This window comes from Vibrio sp. 811 (assembly GCF_033339195.1).
This window is the reverse complement of sequence record NZ_JAWOUB010000013.1, coordinates 1-26,260: the sequence shown is the minus strand read 5'-3', so window position 1 is coordinate 26,260 and position 26,260 is coordinate 1. Positions and strand designations below refer to the sequence as shown.

Below are 26,260 nucleotides of genomic sequence, written 5' to 3'. Positions count from 1 at the left end.
ATCATGGCAGCTAAATCACTAAAACCCGTTTTACTCTCACTTTGTGCTTTGGGTGTTGCCTCTTGGGTTGGGTATCAATTTTACCAAGCCTATCAACCGGAACCGATCCGCTTACAGGGATTAATTGAAGCCCAGCAATACAGTATTTCCTCAAAAGTTCCAGGGCGTATTGATGAGGTCATGGTACGTAAAGGCGACGATGTAGAGAAAGGTCAGCTTATTTTTACCCTTCATAGTCCTGAAATTGAAGCGAAGTTAGAACAAGCAAAAGCAGGTGAAAAAGCGGCGGACGCCTTAGCTCAAGAAGCTGAGAAAGGCGCACGTGAGCAACAAATCCAAGCAGCAAAAGATCAGTGGATGAAAGCCAAAGCCGCTGCGAATTTAATGGAAAAAACCTACAATCGTGTGAATAACCTTTATAACGATGGCGTGGTTGCAGAACAAAAACGCGATGAAGCTTTAACTCAATGGCAAGCAGCGAAATACACAGAAAGTGCTGCGTTTCAAATGTATGAAATGGCAAAAGAAGGCGCTAGAAGTGAAACCAAAGTGGCTGCGGCGGAAAAAGCGCGCATGGCATCAGGTGCCGTAGCCGAAGTAGAAGCGTACGCGAAAGATACTCAGATCTACAGCTGGTTCGACGGCGAAGTCTCTCAAGTTCTGCTTCAAAGTGGTGAATTAGCACCTCAGGGCTTCCCAGTAGTTACTGTAATAGATACAGAAGATGCCTGGGCGACACTGAATGTGCGTGAAGATTACCTTCAACACTTTAAAAAAGGAGCAACCTTTGATGCCTATTTGCCTGCCTTAAATAAAAATGTTGAGTTCAAAGTAACGCATGTTGCCGTTATGGGTGACTTTGCAACGTGGAGAGCAACCGATGCCTCTCAAGGTTTTGATCTTCGTACCTTTGAAGTAGAAGCTCGTCCAGCTCAACCCGAACCTGAACTGCGTATGGGAATGAGTGTTGTCGTTGAACTTTAATCACAACCACTAGGTTAATGCTATGACGATTAAGATTTCACAGCGGCATATCTTACGACGAGACAAGTGGTTGCTTTCGTGCCTTACTTGGATACCGATTTTGCTCGCGATGATGATTTGGGGAGTGTTCTCTGCGGGCATTGCCCGGGATCTGCCAATCGGTGTGGTTGATCTACAACATTCCCAACTTTCTCGAAAGCTCATTCAATCTTTGGATGCGTCGTCGAGTCTGGCTGTTAATTATCACTACACCAGTGCAAGCGAAGCAAAAAATGCGATGATTGAAGGCGATATCTACGCTTACGCGGTCATCCCATCTAAGTTCGACCAAGATATTCTCCAACACCGCCAACCTCAACTTTCTGTCTTTTACAACAGTCAGTACATTTTGGTAGCGAAATTGATCAACTCTGCCGTTACGCAAGCACAAGGCTATTTCGATGCTCAGGTTGAAGTAATGAGCAACTTGGCTAAGGGTAACACCACAACGTTAGCGGCGGCTGGGCAGGCTGTACCCGTGTCGACACAAATAACCGCATTATTTAACCGTAACAATAACTACGCACAATTTTTGGTAACGGCTATCGTGCCAGCCATTTGGCAAATATGTATTGTAGTAAGCACTATTTTGATTCTTGCCGCGCACTTTCGCATTTATGGTGGAAAGAATGGCTTTGCATTTTTGGGCGAAAAGCCATACGCCAGGCTCACTACCTTATTAAGTCGGTACATTCCGGTCTTTATGGCGCAAGGTGCGTTGTTCTTGTACTGGTTTTATTCCGTGCTTGATTGGCCAATGGAAGGCAGTTTTGTGGTTATGCTATTAGCACAATTGGCGACGGTTATCGCCTGTATCATTATGGGAGCGTTGTTCTTCTTCTTGTCGATGGATCCTGCACGTGCGATGAGTTTTGCTGGCGCATTTACGGCTCCAAGCTTCGCGTTCATGGGAATTACATTCCCAGTTTCTGACATGAACACGCTCGCTTATGCATGGCGTTCATTATTGCCGATTACCCATTACATTGAAGTACAAGTGAGTCAAGCAAGCTATGGAGCATCGGCCGCACAATCTTTAAGCTCGCTATGGCCTATGATTGGTTACGTTGTGCCCCTGCTCATTACCGCAGCCTTGATGGGTAAACATCGAACAGCTTCATCAACACGCCAAGCGAAGGAGGCGGTATGACATTGTGGCAACTGATTAAAGCGGAACTTAAGGCCGTTCTAACCAATCCAGTCGTTACGTTGACCGTGTTTGGTGGTGTCGTATTTTACTCGTTTTTATACCCTTTGCCTTATGCACAACAAACGCCTCGTGAACAACCAATCGCGATTGTTAATCTAGATGGTAGTCAGACGAGTTTAAAGCTGGAACGTATGGTTGATGCCACCCCACAAGTCAACGTAGTCACTCGACTTCATACGATTGCCGATGCAAAGCAAGCATTTTTACAACGAGAGATCACCGGTTTTTTAGTCATACCGGAACACTTTTACAAAGACCTAATGCTAGGTAAAAGCCCGACTCTGGCCTACGCTGCGGACGCCTCGTATTTTCTCGTGTACGGAACCGTGGTAGAAGGATTGGCCCAAGCGGGAGGCACATTAGGGGCCCAAGTGAAAGTCAGTAAAATGGTGATAGATGGTGTGCCCATGAGTATGGCTAGCCATAATTACTCAGCTATTAAGCTTAACATGAAACCGACGTTCAACCCAACCATGGGTTACATCGAATACGTAGTGCCGGCAGTATTTGTTCTGATTTTACAACAAACGTTGATCATGGCGGTTGGATTGCAAACGGGAACACAGCGTCATGGTCGTGGCTATTGGTCACAAGTATCAACGGGATCGCTGCTGCTTGTGAGAACGTTAGTATTTGTGGCAATTTATTATTTACTCGGCGCCTATTATTTTGGTTTTAGCTTCGAACGCTTAAACGTAAACCATATCGCCAACGCGGGCGAATTGCTGGCTATGTTGTTACCGTTCTTTTTAGGTTGTTGCGGACTAGGCTTCTGGCTAGGTTACTTATTACCTCGGCGTGAACTTGTCACCTTAGTCGTCCTAGTGAGCTCTATGCCGCTCATTTTCTTGGCTGGTTTTATTTGGCCGATTGAAGCCATACCTACTCCTTTACTATGGATTTCTGATTTAAGCCCAAGCACTTGGGCGATCAAAGCTTTCTTAGCGCTAAACCAAATGGGGGCAACCTGGCAACAAGTCGCTCTACATTGGACGGCACTTTGGGCACTCACTGTGCTTTGGGGTAGCGTTGCGTACTGGATTGCTAAGCAAAGTAACAAGCCTGTTGTAACAGAGAGCTTGGGGTGACAGCTGACATTTTCTATTACTATAAAAAAAGCCGGGTAACTAAACCCGGCTGAAAATCTGCGTCCTTGCAGCGGACATATGGTAAAAACACTTTTTGCTCTGGGCTTACCCATTGAGCGAGATTAGATTAAGCCAAAAAGTATGGATTCCATACTCTCATATAGAGGGTCATATCCTTCCAATAGACATTAGTCTTCGCTAGAAAGATAACGTTTTTCAGACACAAAAAAACAAGACTCACATTGAGTCTTGTTGTTGATAGGGATGAGCAAGATACATGTCGCCGCTAAGTCATATCGCGGATTATTTTCTCTCGGTATTCTGTAACGACCTTCATGATTGAATTTTTTACATCACCGACTTGCTTAGAGGGTTGGCACCATAGGCCAAAACCAAACTTAAAACCTTCCAATAATTCAGAAGCTTCCACTGGCTCTATATGATTATTAGAAAACTCCGAATGGGCAAACGTTCTGGGGAGAATCGCCCATCCTAAACCTGCTTCAACCATTTTCACGACTAGGGCCAATTGGTCGACCTCTTCATGGTTCGAACTTACGATGACTTTTTCGCCCATTCCCTCTTCAATAAGAGAACGCAGTACAAATTGTTTACTATTCCTCAAGGCTGTCAATACTCGATCTGGTGCCACAGAAGCGAGTTCACCGCCTTTCTGGACGAAAGGAACAAATTCAAAATGACCTAAAAACGTCGCATCCAGACTATGTATTGCTCGACTATCATGCACATTGACAATACCGAATTGATACTCACCATTCTGTAAACCCTCTTTAATTTCGTTGCGATTACGAACAAGAAAGTTAACTCGCATCATCGGAAAATCTGCTGCTAATTGAATACGAAGCAATACAAGAAAACGGTGTGGTATAGCGCTTGAATAGGCGATACTAACATTCTCTAACCCACCGTAAGCCAGACTTAATGCGACTTTATCGAAAGTACGTGCTTGTTCGATGGTTTGCTTAGCATAGTGGTAAAGAAGATGACCATCTTCTGTCGGTTCTACCGAGCGCCCCACTCGCTCAAACAGGTTGACCGCCAGTTGATCTTCAAGATTGGTAATCACCTGCCCTATTGTGGTTCGGTGCTTATTGAGTTTGACCGCCGCCTTACTAAACGAAAGCTGTTCATAAACGGTTACGAACGCGAGAAGTTGTTCAAAACTAAAATTCATAGGTTGTGCTTACTTTTTAGAGTTATCTAATTAAATTATCACAAGATAGTAGAATTGCTACTCGGTAACGGTAACAAGCTGCGTTTGAATTCCTTCTCGACGACATAAAAAAACCTACTAAAGTCAGTAGGTTTCTTCCATCTTAGTTGTACTCAACAACGCGAGCCAAATAGTTAAATTCACCCGAGTCACCATGATAATCGCGGTAAACATCCACACTAAAATACTTAGGTTGGTCAGCTTGAATGTGGTCAACGATCTTCTGTTCTAATGACGCTAGCGTTTCACCTGTTTGCGAATACACAAACTGCTTGTTCACTTTTTCCAATTTGCGTTGCTTTGCTTCTTTGTGTGAGACATAGTTGTTGATCTCTTCCCACTTACCCACGTACTCGACTGCTACGTAACTCGAGTTCTCATCAATCATGATAAAGGCTGCACCTTCTTCTTTAATGGCAGACAGTTGCTGCATGTCGCTGTCGACTTTTTGCTGGTCAAGGTGAGCACCACTTTGTGCAAATGCAGTCGCAGAAGCAGTGAGCATCATTAACGTTAGAACGGCTTTTTTCATTGTGTTGTTTTCCTGTATTAAGGGAGTTCAGTCACCCAAAGTTGTCCTTGGGTAGCTTTTTTGAATCCATATTCGTAAATCGTCAGCAAGTAATGTTGGTCGAACATGTCTTTCGTCACTTTGGCGTATCCGAAGTCTTGGTCGATGTAAGTAAACTGCATCTCAATATCGTTGATTTCACTGATGTATTTCATTCGATACAGATCACCACGAGTTTGCGCTAACGTAAGGCTTGAGACGCTTTTCGATACCAAGTCCAAACCTTTGTCTTTTAGTGGTCGGTACGGTGCTTTCAAAGCACCATTGCGAATCACATCCAGCTGAGGCACTTTTTCTAACCCCAGAGCCTCTGAGATTTGTTGATAGTCGAAGTTAGACGGATTAAAGAACACCTGCGCTGCGAGACCACCATCTACGTGTAACTCTTCAAGTGTCTCCCCATCATGTTCAACATCGATAAATTGTGGAGGGAAAACACCTGGGATCGATGCACTTGCGGCAAGCACTTTGTAGATCAATTCTGATTTGTCCGCTAAGTCGCTGTTCGCAATCGCGCCGATGTTCCAAATTACTAATTCACCTGAATCAAAATGGGTACTGCCGATAAAGAGGCGTTTACCATTGCGATGTTGCTGTGCCATCGCCTCAATCATTGGCTCAGGGTAAGCATCCGCAATGAAGTCATAAAGGTTCTCGCCATCAGTAAACGCATCCTTAAACAGTGTGTTTAAAAAGTTCTTTTTACCCAGAACGCTTTTGTCGTTGATGTTGAGCATGACCTCTTTCATCTTTGGCATTGCATCACCACCGATGAAAACAAATGGCGCAATTAACGCACCCGCGCTGATACCCGTAATGATGGCGTAGTCTTTCAGCTCACCCTTTTCCTGTAAGCCCATCAAAACGCCAGCACCGTACGCGCCGTTTACGCCTCCACCCGATAAGGCCAAAATATTGAGCTGTTCACCTTCTACTTTGATTGGTGTGGTTTGATTGTGTGCCGAATAAAGGAAATCAGGCGCTTCATTGGCCCACATTCGAAGCGGTTCTTTCGGTGTTGAATTTGCGATTTCAACGTCTTTATAGTTGCTTGGAGAAACGCGGACATCCAGCGTATGAGGTGAACTGCAAGCCGCTATCAAAAGCGAGAGTGCTATCGTTACACCAGAGGAAATTAAACGATTCATAGTCAGTCTCATTTAATGTTCTCTGGCGTATGACCAGAGACTCAGTTTGAAGTTAAATGGATCAAAATGAAGTCCGTTTCGTTGTGTGGAGGTACTATAGCTAAACGCCTCAAAACGCTGTAATCGCAGATGCAGGACGCTATCCATCAATGCAATAACGCACAGAGATCATAACGTCGTGCCTAGCTTCTAGTCGTCACTGTACGCATCCATCTGCGCCTTAGTACTAGGCGATTTTCACGACATTGAACTCATGAGTGGGTTCGACAAATTCATATTGGCCGTTGATCGTCTGCAGTTCCCATGTGCCATAGCCTTTGGTGATCTCTAATACGCCATAAACCGCATTGTGAGCATGACGAAATGCTGCGACAGGAGACATCTTCTTCACCAAACAAGAAGTGAAAATTGCAGAAATCAAATCCCCAACGCCCACGGGTTGCTGGTCAAAATCAATACTTGGACGCTGAGCTAAATAACACGCTTTCGGTGTCGCTAAGATCATACTGAAGGCATCATCTGTTAGCGCATGCAGGTGTTTCACCAATACCATCTTTGGTCCCAGCTCTAGGGCTTTTTTGCATGCAGTGACCGCATCATAAAGGGAGTCAATTTTCACGCCCGTTAGCTCACTCAGCTCAAACTGGTTTGGAACAATCACATCAGCGATGGGCAACAAACTATGGCTGATCGCTTCTTTGACGCCATCCTCTACAATGCAGCCTTTATCTGGATCACCCATCACTGGGTCGCACACGTAAAGTGCGCTGTGGTTACGCGATTTAACTAAACTGACGGCTTCAGCAACGGCGCGGCATTGCTCTGCGCTGCCTTGATAACCGGATAGTACCGCACCGCATTCACTGAGCTTTTCAATATTGTCCAAACCGCGCATTAATGAACGAATATCGTCAGAGCCGAATCGTTGTCCCGTCCAGCCTTGTTGGTATTGCGTATGATTTGAGAACTGAACCGTGTGAATTGGCCAGACTTCAAGCCCCATTCTCTGCATTGGGAAGACTGCAGAACTGTTTCCTGCGTGGCCATAAACCACATGAGATTGAATAGAAATAACGCTTTTCATAAGTCACTCTTAATAGGGAAGTTTGTTAGCTTGGCGACTAAATAAACACAATACCGCGCACTGTGCTTATTTGGTCGGAATAGCCTCGACAACGCCGAGGCTTATTCTTAATCAGGCTGGATTAATTAGCCTTGGAACTCAGCAAAGTACTCATCCAACACTTTGCGTGTTGCACGACCGATAAGCTCGTATTCGTGGTGAGTAAGGTTTGCTAATGAAACTCGAACTGATGCGTGCACTACATCGAAGCCTTGGCCTGGAAGTAGGATAACGCCGGTTTCATGTGCAAGGCGGAACAGGAAGTCTTTGCCCTTCTCGCTCGCTTTGAACCATTCAACGAAGGCTGTTCCGTACAATTTGCCGCCCAAAGTGTCGAGCTCAAGCAGTGTGTAGTAGTCCACACGATCTTTGTTTTCTTCAATTTCTACACCCATGTTTTTGTACAGAGTTTTGTAACGCTCGCGGATGATGCGTTTACATGCTTCTTTGTAGTTTTGTTCTGAGTCCATCAAGCAGTTCAATGAGAACAACGCCATTTGAACTTGTTGAGGAAGAGACAAACCTGCTGTGTGGTTAAGCGCTACGCTGCGGCTGTCTGCTACGATACGGTCAATAAACTTAATCTCACGAGGTTCCGGAGTCAGCGTTTTGTAACGATCGTCCAACTCAAGTTGACGCGCTTCAGGAAGGCTGCGCATTGCATCGTCAAACACGTTGTTGTGTTGAATCGCAATCGAGCCTAAACGCCAGCCTGTTGCACCGAAGTACTTAGAGAACGAGTAAACACAAAGCGTGTTGTATGGCAATTTCGCGAACAGTGAGACAAAGTCGTCCGCAAATGTGCCGTATACATCGTCAGTCACAATGAACAGGTCGCTACGTTCGTTGTTTACGAAGTTTGATAGGTTATCCAGAGTTTCGTCCGAGAACTTCACCGACGCTGGGTTTGCTGGGTTCACGACACAAAGCAGTTTGATGCCTGTATCTGCAAGTTTTTCGATTTCAGACATAGGCAGTTGCCATGTTGTCTCATCCAGACGTAGCTCAACGATTTCCAGTTCGTATTCACTAAGCTCTGGGATCTCTAGGTACGGCGTAAAGATTGGAGTGATTAGCGCAACCTTGTCACCTTTCTTTAATAGACCGTTGTTGAACATAGTTTGGAACGTTTTTACAAGACATAAATTTTGCACATTTCGCTGATACATTTTGGTTAAAAAATCAAATTCAATATATGCAAAAAAATTATTGCACATAAGAAGCTATTACTGTGCACTTTCATCTAATTTATACAAATGATTCATAGCAGAAAGGTTGCCACGATATAATTTCATAAACAGGAAATTGTTGGGCCCAATGACACAACCAAGGTAAGCATTTGATTTAAAAAGCAATAGTTAAATATACGACAGTGGTAGTTAATAGCTGAGGAAATTGGATGGCAGATGGTGTGAAGAGTAATAAAGATTCATACTGGGTAATAGGGTATCAGACTAAAATGGCCGCGACCGCAATCGATACTCTGTCATTCCTAAAACATTTTTGCCCCATTGTTACTTGGGGCTAGTACTAATCCATCTATTGTGAGTATGGCTTTGCCTTAATAAATCTTATTTGAACTCGCCTCTAAATGAGTGGGCTTATCGATGTAACTCAGCAACGCTCATAGTGAAAACTAAATCCGAATCTGCTTGGTTTGAGTAGCTGTGAGGGACATCCGTTTTAGCTATAGCGGACTGACCTTCATGCAGTTCTATGGCTTTCCCATCAATATTCAAAGTGAGTATTCCAGACTCAACATGAAAAAGTTCAAACGTGCCTTGTGGATGACCTGCTGATTCAAAAACTTCTGATGGTTTCATATTCCAGCGCCACAACTCAATCATATCTGGGCCGCTTGTTCCCGCCAGAAGTTTTGCGCTACCACCGTGCTCGCCAGTCCAAAGCGTTGGAATGTCCTCTTTATCAATGATGTTGACTGTTGGGTTACTCGCAACATTCACAATATCGGCAACCGAAATCCCAAGGGCAGCAGACAGTTTACACAACGTCGAAATGCTAGGGTTAGCTGCCCCTTTCTCTACTTCTACTAACATGCCTTTACTTATCCCTGCTCTTTTTGACAGGGCATCCAGTGACAACTTGAGCCTTTTTCGATGTTCCTTGATCCTTGCGGCTACCGCTTGATTAATGAAATCAGCATCAGTGCCACTATCGGTCGATATATTGACTTTTTTGGTCATTGTAATGTATCTTGCATGAAAATGAATCACTGAAGGAATTATCTAATGGTTGTTATAGTGCCGTCAATCGATGCTCGAATTTCCCAGATTGCACCAGAGTTCAAAGCATTGAGCATATCCGTTAAAGGAACGGAAGTTCAGAGCCAAGAGTATGCAAAACGGGTTCTGCAAGAAGCATGTACTTCCGTCATTGAGAACGACTATCCATGGGCAGAATCACACATCAATGCGTGGGGAGACGTTTTTCGTCAATTTGGCGCTAAACCAAATCGAACCCCTTGCTCGGCTGCTGCACTGCGAAAACGAGTATTGAAAGATGGAGGAATGCAGAGCATTGACCCTATTGTGGATATTTATAATGCCATCAGTATTCGATACGCCATACCCGTAGGTGGTGAAGATATGGACAGTTATCAAGGAACGCCAACACTCACTATCGCAGATGGCTCTGAATCCTTTGACACCATGAAAAATGGTGAGGCTTCAATTGAAAACCCTGATGTTGGGGAAGTAATTTGGCGCGATGAAGTAGGCGTTACTTGTCGTCGTTGGAACTGGAGGCAGGGTGTCAGAACCCGAATTGAATCTGACACACGTAACATGTGGTTTATTCTAGAAAGCTTGCCTGAAATGCCACTAGAACACTTGCAGGAGGCGGGGCAAGAAATGATTAAACACTTGCAAGTGATCATGCCTGATTCAGTGATAGAGCAATCGTTGGTGTTTGCTTCAAAATCCATTGAGGTTTGATGTGATAAATACTTTGTTAACGGGTGCCGTTGTTTCTGGAAGTTTGATTGTCGCAATCGGTAGCCAAAATGCGTTTCTATTAAAGTGCGGATTAAAAAAGCAATACGCACTGTCCGTTGCCACTATCTGCTTTCTTGGAGACATTCTACTGATCAGTACTGGTGTACTTGGTGTAGGGACACTGCTCTATAAAGCACCATTATGGAAAGACCTTTTGACTCTTGGCGGCGTAGTATTTCTTTTCTGGTATGGCTACCAATCTGCAAAATCAGCATGGAATGGTTCAAGTCACCTAGAGTTGGAAAATTCGGACATTGCCCAGAGTTGGTTAAAAGTCGTTTTAATGGCGATGGCTATCACTTTTTTAAATCCACATGTCTATCTGGATACGGTGGTGATCCTTGGTGGTGTGACTGCTCAAATGGAACCTGATGAAAAACTATTGTTTGTTATAGGGGCACTGATTGCATCAGGGATCTGGTTTTATGGATTAGTGTATTTGGCTAACAAGTTGATCCCACTTTTTAGTAAGCCAAGAACATGGAGAATTTTAGATTCTGCGATTTCATGCATCATGTTTGGTATTGCATTGAAGCTCGCAACACCTCTATTAAGCCAATACATATAGAACGTCTCGATAAAGCTGCATTTCCAATAACTAAACTGCTCCTGCCAGATTGGACACAGATTTTCCATACCAGAAGTTATTCGCATTTTGCTAATTTAAGTAAATGCTCTAAATCATTTCTGTCCAGCTTCGAGCTAGCTACCTCTGGCTAGTTCAACTCGCACCAAAGCTTGTTGCACTTCGATTACGTTTCCGATAGTCAGCTAGTTTTGATATGCAAAAGTAATGTGTGGCAAAACGCAAGACCTTACCCCATTTCTTTTTCTTCCTGTGCTAACTAAGTTCGTTCTAACCATGCTCGAATCTGTTTGATAACGGCTGGTATCTCACTTTCTCCTCGCTGGTTTTGAAAAGCGTGATCCAAACCAGCGAGTAACACAAACGACACGTTCGAACGCGACTGCATCAGTTGCTCTGCTTGTCGTTTCGCCTGATCAGGTGAAACGTTAATGTCTCGCTCCGACTGCAAAATGAGAATGTCGGCACTGACCCGTTCAAGTATCGTCCTTTGGTCTAACGTCAGCATCTCTTTCCACCAAGCAAAACCATGGGAGCTCATATTGATGTCCATTGTTTCAGCGCTTACCACGGCTTGCTGAAAACCCAAGAAACCATTTTTTGCATCTATCAAGGCTTCCGATGGCATAGTTTGCTCCATATTATAGAGAACATCATCAACGAAGAAGCGCCCACCAGCGTTCAAAGACACTAAGCTATCAACCGATGGAACTTGTGACGCGACCATGGCGGCAACTACGGCCCCTTCACTCCCGCCAAGTACAATAATGTGCTCATAATTACTCTCAAGTCTTTCGATCACTTGTCGGTAGTCTGCCGTGCGCTGTGTCGGTGAATCCTTTTGAATGTACGCTGTCGGGCAATCAGGGCTATCGCCATCGGGATTCCACCTGATCGCTTGGTTTAGCCCGTATTTCTCTACCGTGAGTAAATCAGCCTCTGGCGCCGTTTGAGAAAATAGGTTATTAATCGTCGTGCTGTGGGAGACGCTATTGCAATCAGAGCCTTGCATGATAACCAACAAGGTATTACTCGGATTTTCCGCCGTTTTGGTGAGGTAATAAATTAACGATGAGCCATCTTGCCGCTCGATACTATGGATAGTAGAAGACGCTTTGGCGACGCCAACAATAAGTAGCGGTATTACTAGAATTATCCGAATCAGGCCCATTTCAACCCCTTAAAATTAATATAAAAGTTAAAATATTCACCTTTTGAGCACCGCGAATCGGTAAAGTTCATTTTGCCTTTAAGATTCTGAATGGAGTGGTGACCTAAAGCTCAACCAGCGTTGTTGTCCAAGGACGTTCTGAAGCCAATCTCGGCAAACACGACTCTGCCCCTTTTCGTGTTAGCACGGAGACAGTCCTGTTACCAGAATTGTGTTTCAATAGTGCCTTGTAGTATCGAAAATACTTACCTCAAACTCTAGAGATTTATGTACTATACCACCTACTGGAAGCTTGATGGGTGGTATTGACGTGAACTTATCTCAAATTGATCTGAATTTGCTCTTTGTTTTAAAGCACTTGCTCGAAGAGAAGCATGTATCTAACACCGCTATGGCTTTAAATATGAGCCAGTCTGCGGTAAGTCGAGCACTGCAAAAAATGAGAGTTTTCTTTAATGACGAATTACTGGTGCGCAAGAAATACGGCTATGAACTGACTCCAAAAGCAGAGTCAGTAAGGCAAGACATCAATAATGTGATTACCAGTTTAGAAAAACTTGCCCATAGAGACTCGTTTGATCCGAGCACTGTATCAAGCACCGTTAAGGTTTACGGCCTTCTTCCTCAGATTAATACCTTAATGCCTAAGGTTATCGCTAAGATTCGGCAAGAGGCTCCAAACCTTAAGGTCAGTTTGGACTCAGCACCAAAACGTCATTTTGATGCGTTGGTGGCTGGAGATGTTCATTTCGCACTTTCCTCTCATCAACCGCCAAGCTCTGAGCAAAATATCTATCGAATGGTTGTTGCTAAGCGTACTTTCCGTTTGCTTATGAGCCGCTATCATCCACTGGCCGATTTAGAGCTAACTCCAGAGCGTTTGGCCGAATTTGACTTTGGACAAGTCTCTTTGCAGGGTGAGAAGCGATTGTCGTTTGAGCATAAATACCAAGAGCTAGGGTTAGCGAACAAAAAAAAGCGTTTATCAGCGCCAGTGCAACTGAATAACTTTAGTTCTGCTCCAAGTATCGCTGCGGAGACTGAGATTATATTTCATCTACCGACACCTTTTGCAGAGGCAGCTTGTCAAGACCCTCGCTTGATCGTTCGAGAAGTACCTGCCGAGCTACAGTTGGACTTTCAAGAAGTCTTCCTATATTGGCACAAACGCTTTAACGATGATCCTATGTGTGAATGGGTACGAGAGATCTTTAAACAGCTCTATGTTGGAACCGATACTTTAGCTTAAATGCTTATATCGGGTAATTCGTGGTTAACTATTCGTATATTGGATAGTGATATTCTCTTTTCTCGATAGTGATTAACTTGTCAGTGATTATGATAATCAGGTTTAATTGATAATAATTATTAAATGCAATTACATTTTAAGCCTATTCAATATGAAGCCTCTTTTCACATACTCTCTATTTTCTACATCAGTTGTTTCTGCTTGTATTACTGTACCTATGGTCGTTGTTGCAAATGACCAGTTACCTGAGACTGGTATCAATACAACAGCAATGGAAACCGTAGTGGTTACAGCCTCTGGTTACGAACAGAATGTCACAGAAGCGCCAGCAACAATAAGTGTTCTCACCCGAGAGCAACTTGAAAATCGCTCATATAAAGATTTGACTGATGCTTTAAGTGATATACCTGGGGTAACCGTTACAGGAGGTGGTGATGGCCAAGATATCTCAATTCGAGGTATGCCTGCTCAATATACGGCCATTCTTGTTGATGGCAGGAAGCAGTCTGGTCGAGAAACTCAAACTAATGGTAGTACGTTTACTGAACAAGACTGGCTTCCCCCGTTGAGTGCAATTGAACGTATTGAAGTTGTACGTGGCCCTATGTCAACCCTTTATGGGTCTGATGCTTTGGGAGGTGTTATTAATATTATTACGCGTAAAAATTATCAAGAGTGGCACGGAAGCTTGCGTGCAGAAACGACGCTTCAAGAAAATTCAAAATCTGGCAATAGCTATCAAGGGCAGCTTTACCTTGCTGGCCCTGTCATTGATGGTCTGTTGAGTACTTCTTTGACTGGACTGTATCAGGAAAGAAAAGAAGATGAAATTGAAGGTGGTTATGCAGGTAAGACACTCGACAACTATCGAGCTTCTTTGTACCTCACACCTACCTCGGATGACACTTTTACTCTGGAGTTCACTAATCATAACCAAGAGCGAGAGACCACTCTAGGTAAATCAGTGGAGCGAGAGTCTCAAGTTGCAGTACGAGAATATGAACGCCAATCTATTGGTTTTAGCCACGACGGAAACTACTCTTGGGGTACAAGTTCTTCATTTATCAGTAATGAAACAGTAAAAAATATCGGTGCAGATAAAGAAGTCGAGAATAGTCAAATTAATACGCAATGGGGTCTGCCTCTTAATGCTCACTACTTAACACTGGGCGCATCTTTCGAGCAAAAGGATCTGACTGATAATAAACTGTCATTGACCTCTAAAAACAAGCAATGGGCAGTATTTGCTGAGGACGAGTGGTATCTCACGGATACATTCGCTCTCACCCTTGGTTTACGTTACGACGACAATGAGATCTTTGACGGGCAATTTAGCCCAAGAGCTTACGGGGTCTGGTCTATTGACCCTAGTTGGACGCTAAAAGGTGGTGTGTCTACGGGTTATCGAGCACCTAGTTTGACACAAATGGACGAAGAGTGGGTTCAAGAGAGCTGTAGAGGACGTTGTTCTATTTACGGTAATCCAGACTTAACAGCAGAAACCTCCATCAATACAGAGATGGGACTGTATTACGTTAATGAGCGAGACCTTTCTGCAAACATTACTTTGTTTTACAGCGACTTCAAAGACAAGATCGAAAGTGAGTTTGTCGATCCGACTTGTACTGATAGCAGAAGTTGCGACCGCACTTACGTCAACATTGATGATGCGATCAGCTATGGTGCAGAAAGTTCCGTATCTAAGGGTATTACAGAGTCAATTACACTAAGTGCGACCTACTCGTATACTCGTAGTGAAAAGAACACTAATGACGATGATGATGGCTTGCCTCTCGTACAAGCACCTGAACATATCTTCTCACTTAATGGTGATTGGGCAGTGCGTGATGATGTTGCTTCATGGGCCCGAATAAACTATCAAGGCAAAGACAAAAACAACATCACTAGTGATAGCACAAGAACTTTGGCACCTTCTATTACTTACGTGGATCTCGGTGTGAACTGGCGTGTAACTAAGAGTGTGAAGTTAATGGCAGCGGTTTATAACTTGTTCGATGATCAAACCACAGAGGAAGAGTTTGGCTACATTGAAGATGGCCGACGCTACTGGTTAGCTGCTGAAGCGACTTTCTAATCTACTCACTTTTTAAGCGAATAACAAAACAATGAATACGAAAATTAAGTCTGCGATGACCTCTGTTCTACTTATGCCCTTTATCTGTTTGGCTGGGGAGTTCAATGTAGAGAAGGATATCTTGTTCAAAACTGTAGGTGAAAGAGAGATTAAACTCGATCTTTATGCTCCTTCGGTTGAATCAAATACTCAGTACCCGTTATTAGTCTGGGTACATGGTGGTGCATGGAAACGTGGGAGCAAAGACGCCATCCCAGAAAAGAACCCATTATTACTTCAGTCTGTGTTGAATGAAGGTTATGCGCTAGCTTCAGTTGATTATCGTTTAAGTGGAGAAGCGATCTTTCCTCAACCAGTACAAGACATTAATGATGCACTGAACTATTTGTACGACAATGCTGAAAAGCTCGGTATTAAAGCGGACAATGTTGTGATAATGGGACGCTCTGCTGGTGGGCACCTCGCTGGCTTTATTGGTGCGACTAACTCGGCATACCACCAAGTAGATTTCTATGAGCCACCAAAGTACAAGGTCTCAGCCGTAGTGAGCTTTTTTGGCCCTACCGATTTACTTGAGTTAAGTAATAAAGGTGGCAAGAAAACCAGCAAAAAATCGTCTGTATCCCGTTTCTTAGGAGATATTCCAAACAATATTCCAAAGCTTGCCAAGAAAGCATCAACGACGAGTTATGTGAATGAAAATACTCCACCATATATACAGTTACACGGCACCTTGGATAAGCGAGTGCCTCTATCTCAAAGTGAGATACTTAAGGCTAAGCTTGATGAGCATGGAGTTACCAACCAACTTTTCATTGAAGAAGGTGTAGGACACAGTGCACCTGTCTTTGATACCGAGAAGTACGTTACTCATGTTTTGGACTTCTTAAATAAACACTTTCCGAACTAACAGCTCTAGTCAATATAAGGCTTAAAAGTTCAAGGGGGAATACTGAGCCAACTGTGATTACAGTTGGCTTTTTCATGTATCTCTATTGGACATTTATCATTCTGATTAACGGGAGCGGCTGCTCATTTTCAGGCAGGGTTGAATAAATCTATGGCTACTTTGGGGTATGTATTCTAACGAACTTATGTCCAAAAGTGTGTCATACGCATCAAAAAGGTGCTCAGATCACATTTGTTAATCTATCATCAAGCCCAGTTGAAGTTGTTAGTCCAAAAGACTCAACCCATATTGTTTATCCTAACGGGTACCTAATCACTACTGGTAGACTGGTTGTTGCAAACTCTGGAGGCTCTGTAGTTAGTAAAGAAGAGCGAGGCATCGTTGTGGTTCGAGATTATGGTGGTAAAAAAACAAATGTAAATCAAAGAAGTGCCCCTTTAGCCGTTTGGATACCGAGTGCTATTGGTGGAGCAATCTTGGGTGGAATGGGAGTTGTAGCTTCGAACCCTAGTGCAGGCCTTAGACCCATGGTCATTGGAGCGTTCTCAGGGGCCCTTGGTGGTGCATTAGGCCCATTGATTGGGGCTGGTCAATTTGGAGGAGGTGCTCTAGGTGTCTCAGTAGGTGGAGCGTGTAGCAGTTGCCATATTTAATTTGGATGATGGCAGTAACATCATACATTACCCTGTACTTTACTCTGTTAAAAGGAAAGAAAGAACGATTTATATATGGGCTCATATCGATCACTCTAATTACTGTGAGCAGTATGTTTAACATCAGAGAGCCTCATCTTTTTGATGTTTTGTCGTCGGTCATTATCTATGTTCTTTCTAAGTGGGTTAAAACAGATCCTAAGTATTTTCTACTCACAGTCACTGCCATATATTGGCTCTACCCTTTAGTTTTGAGTGTTGCAACTCTTCAAAGCTCATGAGAAAGAGCGGATGCACCAATAAAATAATGCTGAATAAGTAAGCGTTGTGTAACTTACAAGGAGTCGCCAGGGTAGCGACTCTTTTTTGATGCTCGATGAAGTATGTCTCGCTTTAAGTCCGTTGATTCGATAGAGTGTTACCGTTCCAACCATCACCTTTTCAATTGAGCTCAAAAAATTCATCTATTCGTTAAGGAATACAAGCCACATAGATCTTTGGAGTATCGTAGTAAAGCTTCTGTATAAACTTTAATCTAGAGCATCACACATAGCGATCATTTGGGTACTTGGTCATATTTAGTTGAATTAGGTAGGTAACGGGAAAACTAACTACCTTTGTCGTTTGCTAAAATAATGCCTGTCATTTAATTTAATTTAGCCTTGAGTAGCGGGTTGAGTAAATAATTAAGAACCGTTTTCTTCCCTCCTAATACATCGACCTGGGCAATCATTCCTGGGCGAATTGGATACTGCTTGCCCTCCTTCTCGAGAAAGTTAGTCTCGGTCTTAACGAGAATTTGATAGAAATAAACTTTTCCTTGAGACGTCTCTTCCTCGATAGTATCGGGACTAATTTGAATAACCTCTCCTTCTAAGTCACCATAAATAGAGAAGTCATAGGCCGTAATTTTTACCTTTGCTGGCATACCGGGGGCAAGAAACGCGATATCCTCTGGTGCAATTTTAGCTTCGACTAACAACTGCTCATCAATAGGCAGCACATACATTATCGGCTCACCTGGCTGGACAACACCTCCTTTTGTCGTGATGACAATATCATTAACCATACCTTTTACTGGTGAAACTATTTCTGTTCTCAGTAATTGATCTTGCCGCTGTACCAAGGCTTCGTTAAGAACATTAAGCTCCGCTTTTTTCTGTGTCAATTCCGTGTAAGCGTCCTGCATATAGCTATTGTTTACTTCTACTATTTGACCTTTAAGATCTTCCAATTCTTTCTCTAAGCGTAACGCTTCCATTTTACTGACTGATGCCGATTTAACCATTGGCCTTAAGATAGCTAGTTGATCTTCTACAATCATTATTCTGCGTTTTAAGCCTGAAATCTTCTCTTTCTTACTATTTCGCCTAGTTTCGAACAGTGCTCGCTCAAAGGCTAAATCTTTGTTATCAATACGCGCCTGATCAGAGAAGGTCAATGAAGGCTTATTTTTGACTTCTGCTTCTAACCTAGTGATTGACGCGAGTAATGAAGAAACTTGACTCCGCCCTTCTCGATAAGCAGCTTGAAAGCGAGTTTTATCCATATGTATCAGAATATCGCCTTCGTTGACCAACTGCCCTTCTTTTACGAGTAAATTTTGTACAATACCGCCTTCAAGGCTCTGAATTTTCTGTAAACGACTAGAAGGGATAATTTTTCCTTCACCTCGGGTTACCTCGTCAATTTCTGAAAAAGCTGCCCAGAGGATAAAAACGGCAACAATCAGAGAACATAACCACAATGCAGGTCGAGCCGAAAGAATGCGCTCGCCTCCTATCAGTTTGCTGGACGAACCCATGCTTTCACCTTTGGTTGCTGAATGCCTAATATTTTATCAAAATCACCTTGCATCGCGACGCTACCATTGCTTAGAACGATACCTTGACTGCCAAGACTGAGCATGCTGCGTTTATGTGTAGACATCACTAAGGTTTTACCTTTTAGCCACGTACTCATAAACCTAATCACTTTTTCTTCATTACTTTGATCAAACGCTGATGTAGGTTCATCCAATAAAACAATTCTTGGGTTTTGCAGTATGAGGCGAGCTAATGCGACGGCTTGTCGTTGTCCTCCAGATAAACTTCGGTTTCCTAAAATTGGCATATCTAATCCGAGAGGATGCGCGCGAACAGCAGACCCCAAACCAATATTGTCGAGCACCTCAAAAATGACGTCGTCGGAATGTCTGTCACCACCGATAAGTAGATTCTCGCGCAAAGTACCGTAAAAAAGCGCAGAGTCTTGTGGTAGATAACCAATGTCTCGTTGTCGGTCACTAGGATCAAGCTGGGTCATAGAAATATCGTCAATCAACAAGTGACCACTATCAATATCTTCTAATCCAGCAAGTACACGTAAGAGGCTTGATTTTCCCGCACCGTTACCTCCTAGCAAAATCGTGTGGGTTCCTGCTTTAATTTTGAGCTTTTCTATAGAGAGTGCTTTTTGTCCTTCTTCTCCATACGTCAAACATACATTTTCTAACTGATAATCACCATTTAACTTAGACTTTTCTGCAAATTGGCGTCCACAAGGGCGCTCCACAGGAGCCTGCATAATTTGGTCGAGCCCTTCTAGAGCCACTTTCACATGTTGCCAGCGTACCAATACGCCTGTAATTTGGTTAACTGGTGCAATCGCACGAGACGTGAGCATGGTACAGGCTATCAAAGCACCAATGGTCATTTCGCTCGCACTAATCTGGTGGACCCCAACAACAACGACAAAAATGAATCCCAATTGCTGAACCATTGACGCACCATAGCTGAGTTTGTTAGACAAGCTTTTTAAATCAATGCTGTCAGCTGCTTGTTTTTTTGTCAGAAGCTCCCAAAGGAAAAGGTTGCGCGAAGTAGCGTTGGTAGCTTTGACTGTTTCAAGGTTCTCTATCACTTCAATCATAAGCCCATGTTTAATAGCTCCTTCTTTTAACCCCTCTCTAGATAACCGTGCTAATTTCCCCTGCATAAGTAGGCTGGGCAACAGCATAAATACTATAGCAAGCACTGGAACCCAAACCACAGCACCACCGAGATACCAGATCACTAACAAGAAAAGGAAAATGAAAGGGAAGTCACTGATAGTCGCCGCTGTCGATGAAGTAAAAAACTCGCGAATAGTTTCGAACTCTTTTAATTGACTTGAAAACGCTCCGACGGATTGAGGTTTGGCTTTTAAGCGCATGTGCAACACTTGACAAAACAAACGAGATGAGAGTTCAAGGTCAAGCTTTTTACCCGTCACATCTAGTAAATAGGCGCGTAAAATACGTAGTAGGAAGTCAAAAACGATTGCAATAACGACCCCAGACGTCAATATAAACAGGGTATCGAATGCATCACTAGGCACCACCCTATCGTATACTTGTAGCGCAAACAGTGAGGTCCCGATAGCCAGAATATTAGCGAACAAGGAAGCTATACCAACATCGATATAGGTTGGCCAACACTTTAAGAGTTGGGACTTCAACCAATGTTTTTCATAAGGCTCCGCATACCCCTCTGCACGGTCATCAGATTTATATGAAACGCTTGCAATAACAACGAAACCGGAATACCGACTTTCAATATCAACACGAGGAACAACTCTTTGTCCTTTTGTTATAGGACAATAGGTAGTGAATTGCTCATCGCTCACTTTAAGCAGAATAATACCATCATTGTCTTCGGTTAGCAGAAGGGCTGGCAAGTGTTGATTATTCAGCTTTCCTAATGACTTTTCCAAGATTACGGAAGAAATTCCGTGGGAATCTAAAGCCCTATTAATCAGCTCAATTGAAAATTTCCCGTCTTTCAATGGTAGACCTTCACCAATGACATTGTAGCGAATTGGCTTGCCAATCAATGCACAATAATTAACGAGCGCCTCTCTAAGTGGGTCTTTACTCTGCGTCTGATTCAATATTCACCCCCATAACTTTCTGGAGCAAAATAAGAATCCAACACGCCTAACTCAGCTCGAATTCGGTATGGAATTCTTAGTAGCTCTATAGAAACATTCAAATGTTGATTAGCTAACTCAAAACGTTCGCGCTCGACGTTCAACAATTCTTGAACAGTGGTTAGACCAGCCCGAAATTGGTCTTGATACGCTAATACCAAATTCGTTGCTGCATCAAGCTGATTGATAATGGCGCCTTCTTGTTTTTCGAGCGTCGCCATCGTTTCGCGCTGTATTCCCATGTTTCGTGCCATATCGAGTTGGGTAAATTGCACATCCCATTTCGCAGCTTCGGCTCGCAAATGTTCAACATCATCTAAGTCAAAGCTCGCAGGGCCTTGCTTTAGACTGGCTCTAACATTGACAGCGATAGCAGAATCTTCCAGTAAATCACCTCCCACTTTTCTACGCTGAGAGTAGGCATCAAGCACAAGTTTCGGCAATTGTTCTGCTTTAGCTTGACTCGCATCATTTTTTGCAACTTCCACTTTCTCGACAGCTTGCATATATTGTGGTGATTGTTTAATGAGTGTCGATTCATCTTCCTTTCTCGGTAGTACGTTCTGTTGAATTTGAGAAAAGTTCGGCAGTGTAGGTAAGCGATTGACTGGCCTTTGGATCAGTAATTCCAAACGAAGCTTTGCCTGACGCTCATCGCTCAAAGCTTGTTGCCACTGTTGCTCACTATAGTATATAGCTTGACGGACTCGATTGACCTCAGAACGATCACTGTATCCACCGCCGCTACGCACATTGGCCATTTTCTCTATATTCTCAAGATGGCTCTGGTGGTCAAGTATCAGTCTCTTTCGCTGTAATTCCATTTTGCTATCAAAGTAAGCTTCAATGATTTCTAACCCTACCTCGGATCGAACCTGCCTTAAGTAATGCATCTTTTCTCGCGCTCGGGCATTCATGCTACTCACTTCACTATCCAAAGCCCCCCAATCATAAAGGGTGTAACTGGCATTTATGTTGTAAGCGAGATCCCCTTTTACACCATCGGCAGGTCCCGCGGACACATCCAGTGTTGGCCAATAACCTCCTTCACTCAGGTCAACTCTCATATCGGCTTGCTCTACTTCTGCTTCAATCGCCCTAACTCTCGGGTTCAAAGATAAACCTTGAATAACCAGTTGCCGTAGAGAAGGGGCCTCTATTGAAGAGGCCGACCAACTACTACTACTACAGGCTAAACTCATCAATAACAACGACGCTCTGATAGTAGATTTAGTAACCGACATTACTCTCCTCTTCGCTCGTTAATGGTGGCGTAATTGAACCTGCATTACTAAACATGACTCCATCTATCACGATGCTACCTGAGTCACTGCTCGCTAATGGCTCAACTTGCCCATCAGATGACTCCATTAAGGTGAGGTCAGAACTCTCTTCAGCGGTATACGAGAGCATTGCTTCCATCATAGTCGTGACTGACTCAGGAACGCCTTCTCCCGTTGCCTTTACAAAGACATTTAGTTGAGTTCGTTCCACCGTTCCATCGGGGTATGCCACTTCATAAGTGAATGAGTCATTGAGGATTCCACCAAAGACGGCTAAATTGCTATCCGGTGTATAGCTGTAATTACCCTGCGCATCAACATTTAGAGATCCGTATTGCCCTACTAGAGTGGTATTGGTAGCAATAGTTTCGAAATTCAATCCGTCGCCAGAAACAGACAGACTATAATCTGTACCAAACTGAACATCATTATCAAATAAGTTCCCTTCCGCAACAGAAACCTCATCCACCGTATATTGATCCATATAGTGCGTAATAGATGTCAAGTTAGCGCCCAAGGAACCCGCAACTCCCACAGGAACGTTGACTGTTAATGTAACTTCATAACTGCCTTCCGCCAGTCCATCAAATATCACCTGCCCACTATTCCCACTGACTAACGACAATAATGCATCATCAGAGAAGCTTTCTACTTCAGTCATCACGCCCCCTACATCTTGTGCCAGTGTCAATGTAACGTTACTGCCAAGACCAAGTAATTCATTGCTATCTAAAGTAAATCGCAAATCCTGAGTGGTGTTCGCTGCCACCTCGACACTGTATGTATCAGACTGGGAGCCGCCTAATGATACAAGCCAACTAACATTTAGCGCGTCAGTTATCTCTGGTTCAACAACTGAAACGTAATCATAGTGAAGGCCCGCAATAGCCGTATCTGAAGCAGTTCCTTGACCTGAAAGGTTGAAGGTTAGCTCTGCACTCGAACTGCTAAATCCATCTGAGATGGTATAAGTGAAACTATCACTATCACCTAAGCCAGCACGTGCTCCGTTAGCCACATAAGTGTAATTTCCGTCTTCATAAACGGTAAGCTCACCATACTGACCACTCAGTACGACACCCGATGTGCTGCTTCCAAGAACTGTAACTATATCACCGTCGCTATTAGTCACTTGGGTTACCACACCACCATTCGTGAGCGAGTCAGCTACTTCACCAGCATTCCCCCCCTGGATCACGTTGCCACTAACCGTTGTACTGCCTTCAAACTGATACTCAGTGAGGGTAGACGTCACATCAGTTCGTTGTAGTAGTGTTAAGGTATTACTTAATAAAGTGTCCGCAACTATATCCAACACCTCATCCACAACACTAGCTAAACCAATGGCATTCAATCCGGTCGTTAAGGTGTCGACTAAATCACCCGCGCCAATACTGTCAGCACTGGCCAGTAATGGTTCAAGAATAAATGTGCGCACTGCACTTCCAACTCCCAATCCACCTGCAGAACCCAAAACGTTACCATTTAAAGCGGATTCAATTGCGTCTAGGAGCACTTCTTGATTTTCTGCGCCCAAAACCACACCACCTGAGCCCAATTCCGTTAGAGATACATTATTATCACCACTCGTATCAAACAGATTTGCCAGCTCACTTTCATCGTTACGAACTACAACCGAATATTCGCCAGCCGGTAACCCCGAGAAGTTAGCCACGAGAGTATCATCACCAGTCACCCCTAAAACAGTCAGTCCTGCAACGTCACCTACAAGAGGATTGTCTGGTGACATTGCTTGTCTAACGACTTGACCCTGGGCATCAACAACCTCAACAACATACGCATCTGCAACGGCCACTAAAGCTTCTTGGTTCACTTCTACAACAACTTCTCCATTGAAGCCGCTGCCTACAATAATAGGAGTGCTTGAAATACTGCTTGCGTTATTCGTCGTGCTTATACTTGATAGTGTTGTATCGCTCGATGCACCTTCTAACAGCCCAAGAACTTGCGTATCGCTGTCTGTCACAGGCTCACTTACTTGGCTGGTTTGTACACCTAATGCCATATCTACTGAATCTGATTGAGCGGATGCAGCAGTAAAATCTGTCCCAGAGATCGCAATCGTCAGCGTTGCTGTATCCGATGTTTCGCCATCCGATAAAGTGTAGGTAAAGATTTCATTTTGCCCGACAGAGGCTCTATCACCATTGGCAACATAGCGATAGCTACCATCAGATTCAATATCCAATGTGCCAAATTGTCCTTCTATAGTAGTAACACCTGACGCATTGACGATAAGGCTCTCACCAGTTGAGCTCTCAACTTCCGTGATCAAAGATCCTGCTATAACGGCGTCTGCTCCCTCTCCATTGCTATTACCCGTAATAACATTGCCTTGCGCCTCAGTTTCTCCGTTATAAATGTACTCAGTGACTGTCGTCGTAATATCGGTGCCTTGTAACACTGTTAACGTATTACTGAGTAATGCATCAGCAACAGCGCTCAGCACGATATCTAAACTACCTGTCAAGCCAAGCCCGTCTAGACCTAAAGTCAAAACGTCTACAAGTTCACCCGCCCCAATTTCGGTCGTGGTGTCCAGCGCAGACTCCAGAATTCCTCGCACTGGAGGGCCTAGAACTACTCCGAGAGTTCCTTCAACAGTATTTAAAACAGAATCCTGGTTATCTGGCCCCAATACTACTCCAGCATTACCAAGCTCGGTTAGATTAACATCACCATTGCCATCGCTATCGAGCAATTCTTCCAACTTACTCTCATCATTGCGTACAACGACCGTATAATCTCCTGCCGCTAGTCCATCCACAGTGAATGAAACAGTTTCATCACCTGTAACATTAAACACATCTAAACCACCAACATCAGCCAATTGAGAATTAGCACTAACACTTGCATACACTAGCTCATTGTTTGAATTGTACACCTCAACTTTGTATGCATCGGCCACAGCAACCAAGCTCTTTTGCGAGACCTCAATCGCTACTTCACCAACATGATCTACAGACACTGTAAACGCAGAGCTTGCGTCTGTGCCTCCAGTGCTTTCTGCCACCCCAACCACTTGGACATCTTGAGTCGTTTGAGCAGGAGATACTGTTACGGTAGGATCTCCCATATCTAGAGAGCTAGTATCTTCGACTGCATCAATCGATTGAATTACAATATCTTGAGCAAGGCTACTTTCACTATTCCCGGCTTCATCAGTGACGGTGGCTATAACTGAATGTGTTCCTAAAGATAGAGTAGCATTTGAAAGATCAAGCACCCAGTTACCACTACCGTCTATAGTTAGCTCTGGGTCGGTACCTTCGGTATATATTGTTCCTGACACATTAACAGTAAGTAGTGTAGCTTCACTAGTGTTGATGGTACCGGTCAACACTAACGTTGTATCACTTGTGATAAAATCACCACCAGTACCAGAGTCAGTGGTGATGCTATCAAAGCTAACTATCGGTTCACCAATTACACCACCACTGACAGATGTATCTAAAATGGTGGTATCAGTAACTGTGCCAGTGTTCCCCACTGCATCTGTCACTTCCATGAAGACTGTAATCAAACCATCACTCAAACCGGATAAGTTAAGGTTATTGACGGTAACTACGCCCGAGCCGTCTACGGTAATATTCGTTGTAGGAATAGAGATATTGGTATTACCGTCACTGACTAGAATCGAATCTATGGTTGCTCCAACCTCTACTTGTCCCGATAAAGATACTGAAACCGATTCAGTCTCACTTAACAACTCATCACCACCGTCATTAAACGCGATCGAATTACTCCCATCACCATTACTTGGTCCGGTAGTGTCGATAACTAATGTACCAGAGGCTACCCCCTGGTTCCCCGCCTCATCGGTTGCTGTTACCGTAACGGTGTAGCTGTTGTCAGCTAGCGACGCTAACGTATTGTCCGCCAAGGTCCAGGTGCCATCACCGTTATTGGTTGCTGGATAATCAACCCCATTAA

The 26,260-nt window shown here is 43.8% G+C and carries 19 protein-coding genes and 1 pseudogene; 9 read left to right on the top strand and 11 right to left on the bottom strand.

Translation table 11 applies throughout. The features are described from left to right. The first annotated feature begins 3 nt into the window (after positions 1-3). From R7Q46_RS17490 to R7Q46_RS17480, 3 genes are read left to right on the top strand one after another with little or no spacing between them, the layout of a single operon-like run. A complete protein-coding gene (locus R7Q46_RS17490) occupies positions 4-984 on the top strand; it encodes an HlyD family secretion protein (RefSeq protein WP_005377122.1) in 981 nt (326 codons plus the stop codon). Between the two features lie 22 nt (positions 985-1,006). After that, positions 1,007-2,173, top strand: a complete 1,167-nt coding sequence (locus R7Q46_RS17485; protein WP_213871885.1) for an ABC transporter permease — start codon at positions 1,007-1,009, stop codon at positions 2,171-2,173. Continuing rightward, complete coding sequence (locus R7Q46_RS17480) at positions 2,170-3,321, top strand: ABC transporter permease (RefSeq protein ID WP_213871886.1); 1,152 nt, start codon at positions 2,170-2,172, stop codon at positions 3,319-3,321. The genes R7Q46_RS17485 and R7Q46_RS17480 overlap by 4 nt, the downstream gene beginning before the upstream one ends. 286 nt (positions 3,322-3,607) lie before the next feature. Here R7Q46_RS17480 and R7Q46_RS17475 read toward each other — a convergent pair whose 3' ends face one another. The 6 genes and pseudogenes from R7Q46_RS17475 to R7Q46_RS17450 form a co-directional block, all read right to left on the bottom strand. Next, a complete protein-coding gene (locus R7Q46_RS17475; RefSeq protein WP_017821360.1) occupies positions 3,608-4,516 on the bottom strand; it encodes a LysR family transcriptional regulator in 909 nt (302 codons plus the stop codon). Positions 4,517-4,658: 142 nt separating this feature from the next. Next, entirely contained in the window at positions 4,659-5,087 is a 429-nt protein-coding gene (locus R7Q46_RS17470) for a hypothetical protein (protein ID WP_032801931.1), read from the bottom strand. Between the two features lie 17 nt (positions 5,088-5,104). After that, positions 5,105-6,274 (bottom strand): patatin-like phospholipase family protein, encoded by a 1,170-nt coding sequence (locus R7Q46_RS17465; RefSeq protein ID WP_213871887.1) that lies wholly within the window; start codon positions 6,272-6,274, stop codon positions 5,105-5,107. 226 nt (positions 6,275-6,500) lie between these two features. Continuing rightward, positions 6,501-7,358 (bottom strand): pyridoxal kinase PdxY, encoded by an 858-nt coding sequence (gene pdxY, locus R7Q46_RS17460; protein ID WP_213871888.1) that lies wholly within the window; start codon positions 7,356-7,358, stop codon positions 6,501-6,503. A 125-nt stretch (positions 7,359-7,483) separates the two neighbouring features. Further along, positions 7,484-8,527, bottom strand: a pseudogene (locus tag R7Q46_RS17455) (bifunctional aspartate transaminase/aspartate 4-decarboxylase); the annotation flags it as partial. Positions 8,528-8,998: 471 nt separating this feature from the next. Continuing rightward, on the bottom strand, positions 8,999-9,601 hold the full coding sequence (locus R7Q46_RS17450) for a helix-turn-helix domain-containing protein (protein WP_025768446.1): 603 nt from the start codon (positions 9,599-9,601) through the stop codon (positions 8,999-9,001). Positions 9,602-9,646: 45 nt separating this feature from the next. Between R7Q46_RS17450 and R7Q46_RS17445 the strand changes: the two genes are divergently transcribed. Both R7Q46_RS17445 and R7Q46_RS17440 read left to right on the top strand, forming a co-directional pair. Continuing rightward, entirely contained in the window at positions 9,647-10,351 is a 705-nt protein-coding gene (locus tag R7Q46_RS17445; protein WP_025768445.1) for a B3/4 domain-containing protein, read from the top strand. 1 nt (position 10,352) lies between these two features. Further along, positions 10,353-10,979: a LysE/ArgO family amino acid transporter gene (locus R7Q46_RS17440; protein WP_025768444.1), complete on the top strand. Its 627-nt coding sequence runs from the start codon at positions 10,353-10,355 to the stop codon at positions 10,977-10,979. A 277-nt stretch (positions 10,980-11,256) separates the two neighbouring features. On the opposite strand, the gene R7Q46_RS17435 is transcribed toward R7Q46_RS17440, so the two are convergent. After that, a complete protein-coding gene (locus R7Q46_RS17435; protein ID WP_176311000.1) occupies positions 11,257-12,168 on the bottom strand; it encodes an alpha/beta hydrolase in 912 nt (303 codons plus the stop codon). 295 nt (positions 12,169-12,463) lie between these two features. On the opposite strand from R7Q46_RS17435, the gene R7Q46_RS17430 reads away from it, so the two are divergent. From R7Q46_RS17430 to R7Q46_RS17415, 4 genes are all read left to right on the top strand, one after another. Then, the gene (locus R7Q46_RS17430) at positions 12,464-13,417 is read left to right on the top strand and encodes a LysR family transcriptional regulator (RefSeq protein WP_017819843.1); all 954 of its coding nucleotides are present in this window, start codon (positions 12,464-12,466) and stop codon (positions 13,415-13,417) included. Positions 13,418-13,568: 151 nt separating this feature from the next. Further along, positions 13,569-15,512, top strand: a complete 1,944-nt coding sequence (locus R7Q46_RS17425) for a TonB-dependent receptor domain-containing protein (RefSeq protein ID WP_262603061.1) — start codon at positions 13,569-13,571, stop codon at positions 15,510-15,512. Positions 15,513-15,543: 31 nt separating this feature from the next. Continuing rightward, positions 15,544-16,422 (top strand): alpha/beta hydrolase, encoded by an 879-nt coding sequence (locus R7Q46_RS17420; protein ID WP_180208720.1) that lies wholly within the window; start codon positions 15,544-15,546, stop codon positions 16,420-16,422. A 194-nt stretch (positions 16,423-16,616) separates the two neighbouring features. Further along, on the top strand, positions 16,617-17,075 hold the full coding sequence (locus R7Q46_RS17415; protein WP_033906198.1) for a hypothetical protein: 459 nt from the start codon (positions 16,617-16,619) through the stop codon (positions 17,073-17,075). Positions 17,076-17,721: 646 nt separating this feature from the next. Here the strand turns inward: R7Q46_RS17415 and R7Q46_RS17410 are convergent. The 4 genes from R7Q46_RS17410 to R7Q46_RS17395 form a co-directional block, all read right to left on the bottom strand. Beyond that, positions 17,722-18,879, bottom strand: coding sequence for an HlyD family efflux transporter periplasmic adaptor subunit (locus tag R7Q46_RS17410; RefSeq protein ID WP_154204499.1), 1,158 nt, complete (start codon positions 18,877-18,879; stop codon positions 17,722-17,724). Continuing rightward, entirely contained in the window at positions 18,858-20,984 is a 2,127-nt protein-coding gene (locus tag R7Q46_RS17405; RefSeq protein ID WP_017633495.1) for a type I secretion system permease/ATPase, read from the bottom strand. Before R7Q46_RS17405 ends, R7Q46_RS17410 begins: the two co-directional genes overlap by 22 nt. After that, the gene (locus R7Q46_RS17400; RefSeq protein WP_206954701.1) at positions 20,981-22,267 is read right to left on the bottom strand and encodes a TolC family protein; all 1,287 of its coding nucleotides are present in this window, start codon (positions 22,265-22,267) and stop codon (positions 20,981-20,983) included. The genes R7Q46_RS17405 and R7Q46_RS17400 overlap by 4 nt, the downstream gene beginning before the upstream one ends. After that, positions 22,254-26,260 (bottom strand): BapA/Bap/LapF family large adhesin (locus R7Q46_RS17395; protein WP_318077658.1); only part of this gene is annotated, 4,007 nt, incomplete at its 5' end. The genes R7Q46_RS17400 and R7Q46_RS17395, both read right to left, overlap by 14 nt.

Coding starts and splice junctions, on each gene's coding strand:
- R7Q46_RS17470 (WP_032801931.1), bottom strand. CDS start 5,087: ATGAAAAAAGCCGTTCTAACGTTAATGATGCTCACTGCTTCTGCGACT.
- R7Q46_RS17410 (WP_154204499.1), bottom strand. CDS start 18,879: ATGGGTTCGTCCAGCAAACTGATAGGAGGCGAGCGCATTCTTTCGGCT.
- pdxY (WP_213871888.1), bottom strand. CDS start 7,358: ATGAAAAGCGTTATTTCTATTCAATCTCATGTGGTTTATGGCCACGCA.
- R7Q46_RS17465 (WP_213871887.1), bottom strand. CDS start 6,274: ATGAATCGTTTAATTTCCTCTGGTGTAACGATAGCACTCTCGCTTTTG.
- R7Q46_RS17430 (WP_017819843.1), top strand. CDS start 12,464: ATGGGTGGTATTGACGTGAACTTATCTCAAATTGATCTGAATTTGCTC.
- R7Q46_RS17420 (WP_180208720.1), top strand. CDS start 15,544: ATGAATACGAAAATTAAGTCTGCGATGACCTCTGTTCTACTTATGCCC.
- R7Q46_RS17400 (WP_206954701.1), bottom strand. CDS start 22,267: ATGTCGGTTACTAAATCTACTATCAGAGCGTCGTTGTTATTGATGAGT.
- R7Q46_RS17490 (WP_005377122.1), top strand. CDS start 4: ATGGCAGCTAAATCACTAAAACCCGTTTTACTCTCACTTTGTGCTTTG.
- R7Q46_RS17480 (WP_213871886.1), top strand. CDS start 2,170: ATGACATTGTGGCAACTGATTAAAGCGGAACTTAAGGCCGTTCTAACC.
- R7Q46_RS17485 (WP_213871885.1), top strand. CDS start 1,007: ATGACGATTAAGATTTCACAGCGGCATATCTTACGACGAGACAAGTGG.
- R7Q46_RS17435 (WP_176311000.1), bottom strand. CDS start 12,168: ATGGGCCTGATTCGGATAATTCTAGTAATACCGCTACTTATTGTTGGC.
- R7Q46_RS17445 (WP_025768445.1), top strand. CDS start 9,647: ATGGTTGTTATAGTGCCGTCAATCGATGCTCGAATTTCCCAGATTGCA.
- R7Q46_RS17425 (WP_262603061.1), top strand. CDS start 13,569: ATGAAGCCTCTTTTCACATACTCTCTATTTTCTACATCAGTTGTTTCT.
- R7Q46_RS17450 (WP_025768446.1), bottom strand. CDS start 9,601: ATGACCAAAAAAGTCAATATATCGACCGATAGTGGCACTGATGCTGAT.
- R7Q46_RS17475 (WP_017821360.1), bottom strand. CDS start 4,516: ATGAATTTTAGTTTTGAACAACTTCTCGCGTTCGTAACCGTTTATGAA.